Source organism: Streptomyces sp. NPDC037290 (genome assembly GCF_055603245.1).
Genome location: NZ_JBVJVZ010000002.1, coordinates 928,827 through 942,391, shown reverse-complemented (window position 1 = coordinate 942,391; position 13,565 = coordinate 928,827). Strand labels below are relative to the sequence as shown.

Below are 13,565 nucleotides of genomic sequence, written 5' to 3'. Positions count from 1 at the left end.
TCACTCCAGCACCTTTGACGCACCGACCGGAAGGTCCCACAGGTCCTCCCGCTCCAGCCCCGCCTTCTCCCATGCCGCCCGCACCCTCGTCAGCGGTTCCAGGACCGGCTCGGCCGAGAGGACGAAGGTGCCCCAGTGCATGGGGGCCATGCGGCGGGCGCCTGTGTCGAGGGTGGCCTGGACGGCTTCCTCGGGGTCGCAGTGGACGTCGCTGAGCCACCAGCGGGGGTCGTAGGCGCCGATGGGCATGAGGGCGAGGTCGATGCCGGGGTAGCGGCGGCCGATGCGGGAGAACCAGTGGCCGTACCCGGTGTCGCCGGCGAAGTACAGGCGCTGTCCGTCGGTGTCGGTGAGGACCCAGCCGCCCCAGAGGCTGTGACAGGTGTCGGTGAGGGTGCGCTTGGACCAGTGGTGGGCGGGCACGAAGTCGAAGCGGACACCGTCCAGTTGGGCGCCCTCCCACCAGTCCAGCTCGGTGACGCGGGTGAAGCGGCGGCGGAGGAACCAGCGGCCGAGTCCGGCCGGTACGAACACCGGGGTGTCGCGCGGGAGTCGGCGCAGGGTGGGGGCGTCGAGGTGGTCGTAGTGGTTGTGGCTGATGACGACGGCGTCGATGCGCGGCAGGCTCTCCCAGGGGAGGCCGACGGGGGTGATGCGGGCCGGGGTGCCGAGGATGCGCTGGGACCAGACGGGGTCGGTGAGGACGGTCAGGCCGCCGATCCGGACGATCCAGCTGGCGTGTCCGGCCCAGGTGACGGCGAGGGTGCGGGAGTCGACGCGGGGCAGCGGGGCGGGGGCGCAGGGGACCCGGGACACGTCGGCGAGGCCCTCGCGGCCGGGGCGTACGGCGCCTTCGCGGGCGAAGCGGGCGAGGGCCCCCAGGCCGGGCAGCGGGGCGGTGAGCCGGTCGTGGAAGGTGCGGGGCCACACCCGGTGTTCGCCGAGGGGGCGGGGCTCGGCCAGGGGCGGGAACGGGGGTGCCGAGGGGGCGGGCGTGAGAGGGGGGCGGCGCGGTGCGAGAGTCGTGGGCGGGGCGGTCGTCGTGGTCGGTGCGGTCGTCGTGACCGATCCGGGTTCGGTCGTCTCGGGTTCGTGCGTCTCGGTCTCATGCGTCTGCTGCGTCATCGAGGAGGCTCCCATCGCTGAGCGTCGTCGCGGAGATCGTCGAGGACCGACGTCAAGGAGATCAACGCGCGTTGCACGTGTGGCAGTTCCAACGGTGCGGGTGAGGTGAGGCATTCCGTGCGCTCCTCGTCGGTGCCGCCCAGCAGGGCACCCGTGGCGAGTCGCACGCGCAGCGCCCCGAGGTCGTCGCCGAAACGGTGGCCGCCGGGGGCGGGCATGCCGAGGCGGGCGGTGAGGAGGTCCTCCAACTCCTGGGCGTCGCCGACGCCTTGTGCGGCGAGGGGTTCACGCAGGGGGCCCAGGTCGGCGTACAGGTGGCGGCCGGCCTGCGGGGGGCGGGCGAGGCCGCCGGCGGCGACGACGGCGGAGTGCGCGGCGGCGGCCACGCGGGCGTGCAGGCGTACGGCGGCCTCGCGGCGCTCGGTGACGGGCGGGGGTTCGTCGAGGGCGTAGCCGGCGGCCGCGGCGACGGGTGCGGCGACGCGGGCGCCGAGCGCGGTGAGGATGTCGAGCACGCGCGCGTGGAGGTGCGCGCCGGGTTCGGTGGCCGGGAACCGGGCGACGGCGGCGGGCCAGCCGGGCGGCAGCAGGGATCCGGCGAGGTCGGTGACGACGGTGACCTGGTCGGGCCGCATCTCGGCGGGGCTGAGCAGGACGGTGTCGTGCGGGTGGTGCAGGGTGTCGCGCCAGGTCTCGTCGCTGACCAGGTGCAGCCCTTCGGCGGTGGCGGCCTCGACGGTCTCGTGGAGCAGTTCGGGCGGGGCGACGGTGGCCGTCGGATCGTCGGCGACGGACAGGACGAGCAGCCGGGGGTCGCCGCCCTCGGCGCGGACCCGGCGCACGGTCTCCAGCAGGGCGTAGGGGTCGGGGACGCCGCCGCTCTCGGCGGGTGTGGGCACGTGGTAGGCGGGCCGGCCGAGGATACGGGCGTACGGGGCCCACCAGGCGGCGCAGGGGCGGGGCACGAGGACGTCGGAGCCGTCCGAGGCGAGCGCGGCGGTGAGGGCGAGCAGCAGCGCGGGGGCACCGGGGCCGGCGGCCACCTGGTCGGGGACGGTGGGCAGGCCGCGCCGGGTCCAGTAGCCGCAGGCCGCTTCGAGGAGGGCGGGGGCGCCGCCGACGGGCTGGGCGTCGGAGCGGCTCGCCGCGGCGGCGAGTACGGCGGTGAGTTCGGGCAGTACGGGCAGTCCGTCGCCGGGCAGGGGTGGCCCGTAGCGGACGGGGCCGTGCCCCTCGGGATCCGTCCGCCGCATGTCCGCCTCCGCGCACTCCGGGTGCCGTGTGCCGCCCGGGCGGGTGTCGTACGGCCGGGGCGGGCTGTGTCGTCGTGGGCTGTCAGGTGGTGTGTCTCGTGGGTGGTCCGGTGGTGCGTCCCCGCGGACGGGGGTGTCCGTGGCCCGTGGTGTCGGCTGGTGTGGGCGCCGCTTGCCGGTGTCCTCGTGAGGGTGTGTACCCGCCGGGCGGCCGTCCATGGGGGTGCCGGGCGTCGCGCCGGTCACACGTCCGTGGGCCGGTCCGCGGGTGCGCGGCGGCGGCCGTACAGCCGGTAGCCGGCTCCGCCGCAGGCCACGGCGATGAGGGCGGCGCCCGAGGCGAGCGCGGGGACCGAGTCGGTGAAGCTGCCGCCCCGGCCGGCCTCGACTCCGTGCTGCGCGCCGACGGGAGCGCATCCGTCGGTGTCGTGGGCCTGCCGGTCGTCGGGGCTGCCGCAGCTGTGGCCGTCGTCGGCGCAGTCGCCGCCGGCGTCGCACCCCTCACTGCCGACGTCGCCGTCGCACCGGCCTCCGTCACGGCACGGGTTCCGCCCGGAGCACGCCTCCCCGGCCTTGCAGTCCGCACCGCCCTGGCAGTCCTCCCCGGCCTTGCACGCGGCACCACCGCCCCCGCAGTCCGCTCCTTCTCCTCCCCCTCCTCCCCCACCTCCCTCTGCTCCTCCTCCCGTCTTGCACCCGGTGCCGTCCGAGCCCAGGCAGGACTCCGGACCGCACGGGCCGGTGTCGCCGCCCCGGGCGACGGCCCCGGTGGGGGACACGGGGCCGGCGGTCCGGGACGGGGACGCGGTTCCGGGGCCGGCATCGGCGGCGGGCGCGGCGTGGCCGGCCAGGGCGAACGCGGCACCGGCTATGAGGGCTGTGGACAGGGCACGGGCGGTGCGGCGCATGGTGCGGCTCCTCGGCGGGCACGGCGGGGCGGTCGGCGGCGGTGGTACGCCGGACACCGGGCAGGCGGTGCATCCGGGGTACCGGTACGCCAGGGCGTCCGGCACAGGAACGCCGGTACGTCCGGCACCGGGACCGGCGTGCGGTGGTGGCACTGCCCGGCGGTGTCGCGGCGGTACGGGGCACGGGGCGTGCCCCCGCTGCCATCACAGCGCCCGCGGCGGCGCGGCGCGCGCGGCCGGCCCCCATTCGCGGGACGGGCACGGCCGGCCGGGTGACAGACCGCGGCCGCCGGTGCGGTGGCCGGGGTCCGGCGGGGTTTCCGAGGTTTTCCGTCCCTTGCGCAGGTGACTCGGTATCTGCTGACCGGATCGTCCGCTTCGCACCTCACCGGGAGGTTCCTCCATGAGTACCAAGGTCTCCGACCACATCCTCGAGCGCCTGCGCGCTTGGGGCGTGGAACAGGTCTTCGGCTATCCGGGCGACGGCATCAACGGGCTGCTCGCCGCCTGGGGCCGTGCCGAGGACAGGCCGCGGTTCATCCAGTCCCGGCACGAGGAGATGTCCGCCTTCGAGGCGGTGGGGTACGCGAAGTTCGGCGGCCGCCTCGGGGTGTGCGCGGCGACCTCGGGGCCGGGTGCCATCCATCTGCTCAACGGCCTCTACGACGCGAAGCTGGACCATGTGCCGGTGCTGGCGATCGTCGGCCAGACCAACCGGACCGCGATGGGTGGCTCGTACCAGCAGGAAGTCGATCTGCACACGCTGTACAAGGACGTCGCGTCCGAGTTCGTGGAGACGGTGACGGTGCCCGAGCAGCTGCCGAACGTGCTGGACCGGGCGATCCGTACCGCGTACGCGCGGCGCTGCCCGACGGCGCTGATCATCCCGGCCGACGTGCAGGAGCTGGACTACTCGCCGCCGACGCACGAGTTCAAGATGGTGCCGTCCAGCCTGGGCATGAGTGACTACACGGCGACCCCGACGGACGAGGCGCTGCGCCGCGCGGCGGACGTGCTGAACGAGGGCGACAAGGTGGCGATCCTCGTCGGGCAGGGTGCGGCCGGGGCGGTCGCGGAGGTGCAGGAGATCGCCGAGCTGCTCGGCGCGGGGGTCGCCAAGGCGCTGCTCGGCAAGGACGTGCTCAGTGACGAACTGCCGTACGTCACCGGGCCGATCGGGCTGCTGGGCAGCAGGCCGTCGTACGAGCTGATGCGGGACTGCGACACGCTGCTGACGATCGGTTCGTCGTTCCCGTACACGCAGTTCATGCCGGACTTCGGCAAGGCGCGGGGCGTGCAGATCGACATCGACGCGCACATGATCGGCATGCGTTTCCCGTACGAGGTGAACCTCGTCGGTGACGCGAAGGCGACGCTGCGGCGGCTGATCCCGTTGCTGGACAGCGACCGGGGCGGGCGCGAGTGGTACGACACGGTGTGCGCCGAAGTGAAGCGCTGGCACGAGGTGATGGAGCGGCGGGCCGGCCTGTCGGCCGATCCGATCAACCCGGAGTACGTGGCCCGGGCGCTGGATCCGCTGCTGCCGGACAACGCGATCCTGACCTCGGACTCCGGGTCGGTGGCCAACTGGTACGCGCGGCACATCACGATGCGGCCGGGCATGCGCGGTTCGCTGTCCGGGACGCTGGCGACGATGGGGCCGGGTGTGCCGTACGCGATCGGCGCGAAGTTCGCGCATCCGGACCGGCCGGTGTTCGCGCTGGTCGGCGATGGCGCCATGCAGATGAACGGCCTGGCGGAGATGATCACGGCTGCGAAGTACCGGGACCGCTGGTCGGATCCGCGGCTGGTGGTGGGCGTGTGGAACAACCAGGACCTGAACCAGGTGACGTGGGAGATGCGGGCGATGGAGGGCGCGCCGTCGTTCCTGCCGTCGCAGTCGATCCCGGACGTGCAGTACGCGGCGTTCGCCCGGTCGCTGGGTCTGACGGGGATCCGGGTGGAGAAGCCGGAGGACGTCGAGGCGGGCTGGCGGGCGGCTCTGGAGGCCGACGGGCCCGCGGTGGTCGAGTTCCTCACCGACCCGGCCGTACCGCCGATCCCGCCGCACGCCACCTGGGAGCAGATGGAGGCGACGGCCACGTCGATCCTGAAGGGCGACGCCGACCGCGGCTCCATGGTCAAGCAGGGGCTGAAGGCAAAGGTGCAGGAGTTCCTGCCCGGCAAGGACAAGCGCTAGCCCCCTGGAGGGAAAGATGCAGCGAGGCAGTGACCGGCTGAGCGTCCACCGGGACGACGAGATGAAACACGAACTGCAGGGCCTGCTGAGGTCCGGCCATCCGACGCGTGTGGAGGAGTGGCACGATCCGGAACCGGCCGCGGACGACGACCCGGAGGTGTGGAGCGGCCCCGTGGGTGGCCTCGGGTCTCCGGCGTCGCTGGAGCGGGTGCGTACCGAGCTGGCGAGGACGCTGAGCCGCAGCTGCTTCCCGGCGACCGGGCGGGACCTGGCTCGGATGCTGCGCCGGCGCAACGCGCCGGCCGGGCTGGTCGACGCGGTGGGGGGGCTGCCGCACTCGGCCCGTTACGCGAACGTCCAGCAGCTGGCCGAGGCGCTGGCGGGCGGCGCATGAGGCGGGGCCAGGCGGCCGAGATCGCAAGCGGTGCCGGCGTCGACGTCGACGTCGCGACCACCCGGTTCCTGCTGTACGGGCTGCTGCCCGGCTGGTTCGTGCCGGGGCTCGCCGACTGGATGATGCACCGGCGGACCCGGATCGAGGACACGGCGGGGACGAAGGAGTCGCTGATCCACGCGCTGATGATGGCGGAGATCGGTCTGCCGATCGCGCTGACCCTGCGCTACCGGGTCAATCCGCTGCTGCTGAGCGGGCAGCTCGGGGCGGCGGCCGTGCACGAGGCGACGGCGCTGTGGGACGTGCGTACGGCCGTCGACAGCGACCGGGACGTCAGGCCCGTCGAGCAGCACATCCACAGCTTTCTGGAGGCGCTGCCGCTCGGCGCTCTCGTCTCGCTGATGTGCCTGCACGCCGATCAGGTGCGGTCGTTGCTGCGGGGCGGGCGCGGGGATCCGGACGCCTGGCGGCTGCTGCCGCGCCGGCGCCCGCTGTCGCCCGGCTATCTCGCGGGCATCGGCGTGGCGATCGGCGCCTTCGTGCTGCTGCCGTACGGCGAGGAGCTGTTGCGCTGCCGGCGGGCCGCCAAGGCGCGGAAGGGGCGTGCCCGCGCCCACAGGTCCGCGCTGAGGAAACTGAAAGGGAACTGATCATCATGCGTATCGCGTTTCTCGTGGCGCCCGAGGGCGTCGAGCAGATCGAGCTGACCGAGCCGTGGAAGGCGGCCTCCGATGCCGGGCACGAGCCGGTGCTGGTGTCGACGGAGCCGGGGAAGATCCAGGCGTTCAACCATCTCGACAAGGCCGACACGTTCGACGTGGACGAGGTGGTCGGCGAGGCGTCGGCGGGGTCGTTCGGGGGTCTGGTGCTGCCCGGCGGCGTGGCCAACCCCGACTTTCTCCGCATGGACGACAAGGCCGTGGCGTTCGTGAAGGGCTTCTTCGACCAGGGCCGTCCGGTCGCGGCGATCTGCCACGCGCCGTGGACGCTGGTGGAGGCGGACGTCGTACGGGGCCGGGTGCTGACGTCCTGGCCGAGCCTTGCGACGGACATCCGCAACGCGGGCGGCACCTGGGTGGACGAGCAGGTGAAGATCTGCGACCACGGCTCCAACCAGCTGGTGACCAGCCGCAAGCCGGACGATCTGAAGGCGTTCTGCGACGCGTTCCTGCACGTGTTCGCCGGGGAGCCCGGCTGACCCGGGCATCTCACCGACCGGGGCATCTCGTGGAGGGCCGGCCCGCGCGGGCCGGCCCTCGCGTGTGCCCGCCCCTGGTCCGGCCGGGCCGGGTCAGGTGCCGGACGCGTCCGGAGTCGCCGCCTCGGCGCAGTGGCGGTCACGGGCGCCCTCGCGGGTGCGGCCCGCGCTGACCGTGCGGCGCGGGTTGCGGCGCAGATACTCGCCCTCCAGCTGCGCCATGCGCTCGTTGTGGGTGCGCAGGGCGTCGTTGGAGCCGTAGAGGAGGGTGTCGTGGCGCGTGCGGTGGATCGTCTCCAGCTCCTTCATGAGCTGCTGGTCGTCCAGCCGGCTGGGGTCGACTCCGGTCATGTGGTGCCCCGCTCGTCGTGTCCGTGTCCGTGGGTCCCGGCCGGGTCCCGCCCGGCGTGCACCGCCCCCGAGCGGTTTCCGGGAGGAATCCGTGGAGCTCGCGTTCCTGAGTCCACTGTACGAACATCCGGGGACCCGGGCCTCCGCATGCGCGTGCCGCCCTTGCTCGCCCCTGAGCCGGCCCGGTCCGCCGGACGGGCCCTAGCGGACGCGTGACACGCGGCGCTCGTCCCAGACCGGTTCCGGGGTCTCGCGGACGTGGCCGTCGCTGCCGAAGACCAGGTAGCGGTCGAAGGAGCGGGCGAACCAGCGGTCGTGGGTGACGGCGAGCACCGTGCCCTCGAAGGCCTCCAGGCCCTCCTGGAGGGCTTCGGCCGACTCCAGGTCGAGGTTGTCGGTCGGCTCGTCCAGCAGGAGTGCGGTGACGCCCGCCAGTTCCAGCAGCAGGATCTGGAAGCGGGCCTGCTGGCCGCCGGAGAGCCGGTCGAAGGACTGCTCGGCCTGCTGGGTCAGTTCGTAGCGGCGCAGCCTCGACATGGCCGCGCCCCGGTCCTGGGCGTGGTCCTTCCACAGGATGTCGAGCAGGGTGCGGCCCTGGAGTTCGGGGTGCGCGTGGGTCTGCGCGAAGTGGCCGGGCACGACGCGTGCGCCGAGCTTCCACTCGCCCGTGTGGGTGACGTCCTCGCCGGCCAGCAGGCGCAGGAAGTGCGACTTGCCGGAGCCGTTGGAGCCGAGGACGGCAACCCGTTCGCCGTAGAAGACCTCCAGGTCGAAGGGTTTCATCAGGCCGGTCAGTTCGAGTCGCTCGCAGGTGACGGCCCGGACTCCGGTACGGCCGCCCTTCAGGCGCATGGTGATGTCCTGCTCGCGCGGCGGCTCCGGGGGCGGTCCGGCCTCCTCGAACTTGCGCAGGCGGGTCTGGGCGGCCGCGTACCGGGAGGCCAGCTCGTGGCTGACGGCCGCGGCCTGCCGAAGGCTCAGAACCAGCTTCTTCAGCTGGGCGTGTTTCTCGTCCCAGCGGCGGCGCAGTTCCTCGAAGCGGGCGAAGCGTTCCCGGCGGGCCTCGTGGTAGGTGGCGAAGCCGCCGCCGTGCACCCAGGCGTCGGCGCCGGCCGGTCCCGGCTCCACGGAGACGATCTTCTCGGCGGCGCGGGCGAGGAGTTCCCGGTCGTGGGAGACGAACAGGACCGTCTTGCGGGTCTCCCTCAGCTGCTCCTCCAGCCACCGCTTGCCGGGCACGTCCAGGTAGTTGTCCGGCTCGTCCAGCAGCAGCACCTCGTCGGTGCCGCGCAGCAGTGCCTCCAGCACGAGGCGCTTCTGCTCACCGCCGGAGAGGGTGCGGACCAGGCGCCACTGTGCCTTCTCGTAGGGCACGCCGAGGGCGGCGGTGGTGCACATGTCCCACAGGGTCTCGGCCTCGTAGCCGCGCGCCTCGGCCCAGTCGGCGAGGGCCTGCGCGTAGGCCAGCTGGGCGGCCTCGTCGTCGACGGTCATGAGGGCGTGCTCGGCCCTGTCGACCGCCTGGGCGGCCTCGCGGATGCGGGGCGGGGCGACGGACACGAGCAGGTCGCGTACGGTCGTCTCGTCGCGGACGGAGCCCACGAACTGGCGCATGACGCCGAGGCCGCCGCTGACGGTGACGGTGCCGGCGTGCGGCTTCAGCTCGCCGGAGATCAGCCGGAGCAGGGTCGTCTTGCCGGCGCCGTTCGGCCCGACCAGTGCGACGGCGGCGCCTTCGCCGACCCGGAAGGACACGTCCCCGAGCAGGGTCCTCCCGTCGGGGAGGTGGTACTCGAGGTGCGCGGCTTCCAGATGTCCCATGGGGCGGCATTCTCCGGGGTGGCCTCCCCCGCGGGCAAACCGTTATCCGGCGACTGCTGTCCGGCGCCTATCGGGTGGCGCGGGCGCCCGCGTGCTGTGATCATCGGCGGATGCTCACTCTCCTTGATGACCGCGGTCACCTTTCCTACGACGTGGCGGGCGACGGACCTCCCGTCGTCCTCGTGCACGCGGGCGTCGCCGACCACCGCATGTGGGACGCCGTCGTGCCGGCCCTCGCCGAGCGGCACACCGTCATCCGCTACGACCTGCGCGGCTTCGGTGAGTCCGCGGTCCCGACCGGCCCGTTCGACGACGCCGACGACCTGCGCCGGCTGCTGGACCACCTGGGTCACGAACGGGTCGGGCTCGTCGGCGCCTCCTGGGGCGGCCGCGTGGCCGTGGACCTCGCTCTCACCGCCCCGGACCGGGTGCGGTCGCTGGCGGTGCTCGCACCGCCGTGGCCGGGATACCACTGGTCCGCGGAGATGGTCGCCTACGACGAGGCGGAGACGGCCGCCCTCGCGTCGGGCGACCTGGACGCGGCCGTCCGGATCAACCTGGACATGTGGCTGCGCGGGCCCGCCCGGAGCTGGGAGGACGTCGCCGCCGGCCTGGCCGACCGGCTCCGCGAGCCGATGCGGACGTCACTGGCGAACCAGGAGAGGGTGGCGGAGCACTCCCGGGGGCCTGCGACCGGGGACCTGGCCGCCGTCTCCGTCCCCACGCTGGTCGGCGTCGGCAAGCTGGACATCGCCGACTTCCAGGACATCGCACGGCGCTACGCCGCCGAGATTCCCGGTGCCGCCCTGGTCGAGTTCCCCACCGCCGGTCACCTGATCGCGCTGGACGCGCCCGCCGACCTCGTCGCGGTACTGATCCCGTTCCTGGAGCGTTAGGGCCTGCCCACCCGACGCGAGCGCCTCATCCGGCCGCGTCCACCGGCACCCCCGCCGGACCGCCCGCTCCCGCCGGCTCCACCGTGGCGCCCTCCCAGGACAGGGCCTTCCAGCCGTCGGACGGGGAGCCCTCGAGGATCACCACGCCGGTGTTCTTCAGGGGGCGGGCGGCGGCGAAGGCGATGTCGACGTTGTCGGCGCGGGCCGCGGTCCACATGCGGATCGCGGCACCGTGGCTGACCAGGGCGACCGTGTCCGCACCGCTCGCGGCGGCCTCGGCGACGACCGCGTCGTACCGGGCGAGGGCCTCGTCGCCGCTCTCCCCGCCGGGGATGCGCATCGCGGTCTCGCCGGCGGCCCAGGCGAACACCGTGCGCATGTACTCCCGGCCCTCGGGGGATTCGCCGGGCAGCATCTCCAGGTCTCCCGCGGACACCTCGCGGATGCCGTCGCGGACGGTCACGGCGAGGCTCCGGGCGGCGGCCAGCGGTGCGGCGGTGAGCCGGGTGCGCAGCAGCGTGGAGGCGTAGAGGGCCTCGATGTCCTCGTCGGCGAGCGCTTCGGGCAGGGCGGCGGCCTGCGCCCGGCCGAGCGGGGTCAGTCCCGGTCCGGGCACGGCGGTGTCCAGCAGATGGTGCACGTTGGACGGGGTCTCACCGTGGCGGACGAGGAGCAGGCGCATCCGGGGGAACTCCTTACGCGCCGGTCGGCCGCCCGGCGCAGGCAGGCACAAGAAACGGGCACTTCAGGGTAACCGCACCCCATGAGCCCAGACCTGGACCTGACTGCCCGTACGACCGGCCGCAGCCCTCTGTGCCGGCTGCTCGATCTGGACGGCCGGCTGTTCGAGGCGGCCGCCGCCTGGCACTGGCCCGGCGCCGAGCAGGTGCTGCCCCGTCTCAGCCGCGGCGCGAACCACGGGGTGCTGTGGTTCGCGACGGCCGCCGCGATGGCCGCGAGCCGCACCCCGAGGGCCCGCCGGGCGGCCGCCCGGGGCCTGGCCTCGCTCAGCGTGGCCTCGCTGGCCATCAACACGATCGGCAAACGCTCGGTGCGCCGGGCTCGGCCGGTGCTGGACCCGGTGCCGCTGGTGCGGCAGCTGAAGCGGCAGCCGATCACCACGTCCTTCCCGTCCGGGCACGCCGCGTCGGCCGCCGCGTTCGCGACCGGGGTCGCGCTGGAGTCCCCGGCGTGGGGCGCGGCGGTGGCGCCGGTGGCGTTCTCGGTGGCGGCCTCCCGGGTGTACACGGGGGTGCACTTCCCGAGCGACGTGCTGGCCGGGGCGGTGCTCGGCGCGGGCGCGGCCTTCCTGGTACGGCGGCTGGTGCCGACCCGCGCCCAGATGCGGCGGCCGGCCCGGCCGCGTGCCGAGGCGCCCGCGCTGCCGGAGGGCGACGGTCTGGTGATGGTCGCCAACCGGGGCTCGGGTACCGCGGACCGGGTCCGGGCGCTGCGGGCGGCGCTGCCGAGGGCGGAGATCGTCGAGTGTGCGCCCGAGGACGTCGGTGACGAGCTGGCGAAGGCGGCGGCACGCGCCCGGGCGCTGGGCGTGTGCGGCGGCGACGGCACGGTGAACACGGCAGCCGGGATCGCCCTGCGGCACGGCCTGCCGCTCGCGGTGCTGCCCGGCGGCACCCTCAACCACTTCGCCTACGACCTGGGCGTGGAGGACGAACGGGCTCTGGCTCGTGCGGTCCGGCACGGCGAGGCGGTGCGGGTGGACGCGGCCCGGTACGGCACCGGCGACGGCGGGGGCCTGTTCCTGAACACGCTGAGCCTGGGCGTCTACCCGGAGCTGGTGCGGGTGCGGGACCGCTGGTCGCACCGGATCGGCGGATGGCCGGCCGGACTGCTGGGCGCGCTGCGGGTGCTGCGCGCGGACCGGCATCCGCTGGAGGTGGAGCTCGGCGGTCGGCGGCGGCCGCTGTGGCTGCTGTTCGTCGGCAACGGCGTCTACCACCGCATGGGGCTCGCGCCGGGCCGGCGTACCGATCTCGCGGACGGGCTGCTGGACGTCCGGGTGGTGCACGGCAGCCGCCGGCCGGCGCTGCGGCTGCTGGCCGCCGCCGCGGCGGGCCCGCTGACCCGGTCCCCGGCCCATGCGGCGGTGCAGGTGAACCGGCTCCGGCTGACCGGGATCGCGCCGGGCACCCCGCTGGCCTACGACGGCGAGGTGACGTCGGTGTCGGGCGAGGTGACCCTGGAGAAGCTGCCGGAGGCCCTGACGGTGTACCGCCCGCTGCGCACCCGCATCTGACAGTACGTCAGTCCATATCGCGAAACCTGGATCTCATTATTCGGGGTGCGCGCGTACGGTGCTGCGTACCGGCCCGCCCTGCCGCGGGCGACGAGGGTGAAGGGGAGCCGTCATGCCGAAAGCGCAGGAGACCGCCGTCTACACGCACGGGCACCACGAGTCGGTGCTGCGGTCGCACACCTGGCGGACCGCCGAGAACTCCGCGGCCTATCTGCTCGGCTCCCTGAAGCCCCACATGAAGATCCTGGACATCGGCTGCGGGCCCGGGACCATCACCGCCGACCTGGCGGAGCGGGTTCCCGACGGCCATGTCACCGGCGTCGACCACGCGCCGGGCATCCTGGAGCAGGCCCGGGCCACCGCCGCCGCGCGCGGCCTGGGCAACGTGGACTTCGCGGTCGCCGACGTGCACGCCCTGGACCACCCGGACGACACCTTCTGCGTGGTCCACGCCCACCAGGTGCTGCAGCACGTCGGCGACCCGGTGCAGGCGCTGCGTGAGATGCACCGGGTGACGAGGCCGGGCGGGTTCATCGCCGTACGCGACGCGGACTACGCGGCGATGACCTGGTATCCGGCGGTGCCGGGGCTGGAGGACTGGCTGGACCTGTACGGGCGGGTGGCGCGCGCGAACGGCGGTGAGCCCGACGCCGGGCGCCGGCTGAAGGCGTGGGCGCTGGCCGCCGGGCTGCGGGACGTCACGGCCACCTCCAGCACCTGGACGTTCGCCACGCCCGAGGAGCGGTCCTGGTGGAGCGGCCTGTGGGCGGACCGCACGCTGGCCTCCGCGTACGCGGACCGGGCCACCCGGGGCGGGCACGCGACCGAGGAGCAGCTGCGGGCCGTGTCCGAGGCCTGGCGGGAGTGGGGGCGGCGGGAGGACGGCTGGTTCGCCGTCCTGCACGGAGAGATTCTGTGCCGTAAAGACGCCTGACGGAAGAAGTCTGATTCCCGGATTTCGGGAAACCCGGATTGCAGGAGGTCAAAACTATGGTTCCCATCCTGCTGGTACTGCTTCTGGCGCTCGTCCTTTTCGGGGTCGGATTCGCGGTGAAGATACTCTGGTGGATCGCCCTGGCCGTACTGGTCATCTGGCTGCTGGGGTTCCTGGTCCGCAGCACGGACGCCGGTGGCGGCCGGAGCCGCTGGTACCGATGGTGAC

The 13,565-nt window shown here is 73.9% G+C and carries 13 protein-coding genes and 1 pseudogene; 8 read left to right on the top strand and 6 right to left on the bottom strand.

Annotated elements, in window-relative coordinates; genetic code table 11:
* The 3 genes from ACZ7HQ_RS10015 to ACZ7HQ_RS10005 form a co-directional block, all read right to left on the bottom strand.
* Positions 1 to 1,125 carry an MBL fold metallo-hydrolase gene (locus tag ACZ7HQ_RS10015; RefSeq protein ID WP_470986927.1) on the bottom strand — a complete coding sequence of 375 codons (1,125 nt, stop codon included), beginning with the start codon at positions 1,123 to 1,125 and terminating at the stop codon, positions 1 to 3.
* On the bottom strand, positions 1,122 to 2,378 hold the full coding sequence (locus tag ACZ7HQ_RS10010; protein WP_470986925.1) for an aminotransferase class I/II-fold pyridoxal phosphate-dependent enzyme: 1,257 nt from the start codon (positions 2,376 to 2,378) through the stop codon (positions 1,122 to 1,124). Before ACZ7HQ_RS10010 ends, ACZ7HQ_RS10015 begins: the two co-directional genes overlap by 4 nt.
* 242 nt (positions 2,379 to 2,620) lie before the next feature.
* Entirely contained in the window at positions 2,621 to 3,286 is a 666-nt protein-coding gene (locus tag ACZ7HQ_RS10005; protein WP_470986923.1) for a hypothetical protein, read from the bottom strand.
* A 403-nt stretch (positions 3,287 to 3,689) separates the two neighbouring features.
* Here ACZ7HQ_RS10005 and ACZ7HQ_RS10000 point away from each other — a divergent pair, with 403 nt between their 5' ends.
* The 4 genes from ACZ7HQ_RS10000 to ACZ7HQ_RS09985 are packed head-to-tail and all read left to right on the top strand — an operon-like array spanning position 3,690 to position 7,078.
* A complete protein-coding gene (locus tag ACZ7HQ_RS10000; RefSeq protein WP_470986922.1) occupies positions 3,690 to 5,486 on the top strand; it encodes a thiamine pyrophosphate-requiring protein in 1,797 nt (598 codons plus the stop codon).
* A 16-nt stretch (positions 5,487 to 5,502) separates the two neighbouring features.
* On the top strand, positions 5,503 to 5,880 hold the full coding sequence (locus tag ACZ7HQ_RS09995) for a DUF2795 domain-containing protein (RefSeq protein ID WP_470986920.1): 378 nt from the start codon (positions 5,503 to 5,505) through the stop codon (positions 5,878 to 5,880).
* Positions 5,877 to 6,530: a diguanylate cyclase gene (locus tag ACZ7HQ_RS09990; protein ID WP_470986918.1), complete on the top strand. Its 654-nt coding sequence runs from the start codon at positions 5,877 to 5,879 to the stop codon at positions 6,528 to 6,530. The genes ACZ7HQ_RS09995 and ACZ7HQ_RS09990 overlap by 4 nt, the downstream gene beginning before the upstream one ends.
* 5 nt (positions 6,531 to 6,535) lie before the next feature.
* Positions 6,536 to 7,078, top strand: coding sequence for a type 1 glutamine amidotransferase domain-containing protein (locus ACZ7HQ_RS09985; RefSeq protein ID WP_470986916.1), 543 nt, complete (start codon positions 6,536 to 6,538; stop codon positions 7,076 to 7,078).
* A 93-nt stretch (positions 7,079 to 7,171) separates the two neighbouring features.
* Here the strand turns inward: ACZ7HQ_RS09985 and ACZ7HQ_RS09980 are convergent.
* A pseudogene (locus ACZ7HQ_RS09980) lies at positions 7,172 to 7,491 on the bottom strand (DUF6158 family protein).
* A gap of 139 nt (positions 7,492 to 7,630) precedes the next feature.
* Positions 7,631 to 9,250: an ABC-F family ATP-binding cassette domain-containing protein gene (locus ACZ7HQ_RS09975; protein ID WP_470986914.1), complete on the bottom strand. Its 1,620-nt coding sequence runs from the start codon at positions 9,248 to 9,250 to the stop codon at positions 7,631 to 7,633.
* Positions 9,251 to 9,360: 110 nt separating this feature from the next.
* On the opposite strand from ACZ7HQ_RS09975, the gene ACZ7HQ_RS09970 reads away from it, so the two are divergent.
* Positions 9,361 to 10,146, top strand: a complete 786-nt coding sequence (locus ACZ7HQ_RS09970) for an alpha/beta fold hydrolase (protein ID WP_470986913.1) — start codon at positions 9,361 to 9,363, stop codon at positions 10,144 to 10,146.
* 25 nt (positions 10,147 to 10,171) lie between these two features.
* Here ACZ7HQ_RS09970 and ACZ7HQ_RS09965 read toward each other — a convergent pair whose 3' ends face one another.
* Positions 10,172 to 10,828, bottom strand: coding sequence for a histidine phosphatase family protein (locus ACZ7HQ_RS09965; RefSeq protein ID WP_470986911.1), 657 nt, complete (start codon positions 10,826 to 10,828; stop codon positions 10,172 to 10,174).
* 81 nt (positions 10,829 to 10,909) lie between these two features.
* Between ACZ7HQ_RS09965 and ACZ7HQ_RS09960 the strand changes: the two genes are divergently transcribed.
* From ACZ7HQ_RS09960 to ACZ7HQ_RS09950, 3 genes are all read left to right on the top strand, one after another.
* Positions 10,910 to 12,403, top strand: coding sequence for a phosphatase PAP2 family protein (locus ACZ7HQ_RS09960; RefSeq protein WP_470986909.1), 1,494 nt, complete (start codon positions 10,910 to 10,912; stop codon positions 12,401 to 12,403).
* A 112-nt stretch (positions 12,404 to 12,515) separates the two neighbouring features.
* Positions 12,516 to 13,337: a class I SAM-dependent methyltransferase gene (locus tag ACZ7HQ_RS09955; RefSeq protein ID WP_470986907.1), complete on the top strand. Its 822-nt coding sequence runs from the start codon at positions 12,516 to 12,518 to the stop codon at positions 13,335 to 13,337.
* Between the two features lie 56 nt (positions 13,338 to 13,393).
* Positions 13,394 to 13,564 (top strand): hydrophobic protein, encoded by a 171-nt coding sequence (locus tag ACZ7HQ_RS09950; protein ID WP_470986906.1) that lies wholly within the window; start codon positions 13,394 to 13,396, stop codon positions 13,562 to 13,564.
* Position 13,565: the final 1 nt, after the last annotated feature.

Coding starts and splice junctions, on each gene's coding strand:
- ACZ7HQ_RS10015 (WP_470986927.1), bottom strand. CDS start 1,125: ATGACGCAGCAGACGCATGAGACCGAGACGCACGAACCCGAGACGACC.
- ACZ7HQ_RS10010 (WP_470986925.1), bottom strand. CDS start 2,378: ATGCGGCGGACGGATCCCGAGGGGCACGGCCCCGTCCGCTACGGGCCA.
- ACZ7HQ_RS10005 (WP_470986923.1), bottom strand. CDS start 3,286: ATGCGCCGCACCGCCCGTGCCCTGTCCACAGCCCTCATAGCCGGTGCC.
- ACZ7HQ_RS10000 (WP_470986922.1), top strand. CDS start 3,690: ATGAGTACCAAGGTCTCCGACCACATCCTCGAGCGCCTGCGCGCTTGG.
- ACZ7HQ_RS09995 (WP_470986920.1), top strand. CDS start 5,503: ATGCAGCGAGGCAGTGACCGGCTGAGCGTCCACCGGGACGACGAGATG.
- ACZ7HQ_RS09990 (WP_470986918.1), top strand. CDS start 5,877: ATGAGGCGGGGCCAGGCGGCCGAGATCGCAAGCGGTGCCGGCGTCGAC.
- ACZ7HQ_RS09985 (WP_470986916.1), top strand. CDS start 6,536: ATGCGTATCGCGTTTCTCGTGGCGCCCGAGGGCGTCGAGCAGATCGAG.
- ACZ7HQ_RS09975 (WP_470986914.1), bottom strand. CDS start 9,250: ATGGGACATCTGGAAGCCGCGCACCTCGAGTACCACCTCCCCGACGGG.
- ACZ7HQ_RS09970 (WP_470986913.1), top strand. CDS start 9,361: ATGCTCACTCTCCTTGATGACCGCGGTCACCTTTCCTACGACGTGGCG.
- ACZ7HQ_RS09965 (WP_470986911.1), bottom strand. CDS start 10,828: ATGCGCCTGCTCCTCGTCCGCCACGGTGAGACCCCGTCCAACGTGCAC.
- ACZ7HQ_RS09960 (WP_470986909.1), top strand. CDS start 10,910: ATGAGCCCAGACCTGGACCTGACTGCCCGTACGACCGGCCGCAGCCCT.
- ACZ7HQ_RS09955 (WP_470986907.1), top strand. CDS start 12,516: ATGCCGAAAGCGCAGGAGACCGCCGTCTACACGCACGGGCACCACGAG.
- ACZ7HQ_RS09950 (WP_470986906.1), top strand. CDS start 13,394: ATGGTTCCCATCCTGCTGGTACTGCTTCTGGCGCTCGTCCTTTTCGGG.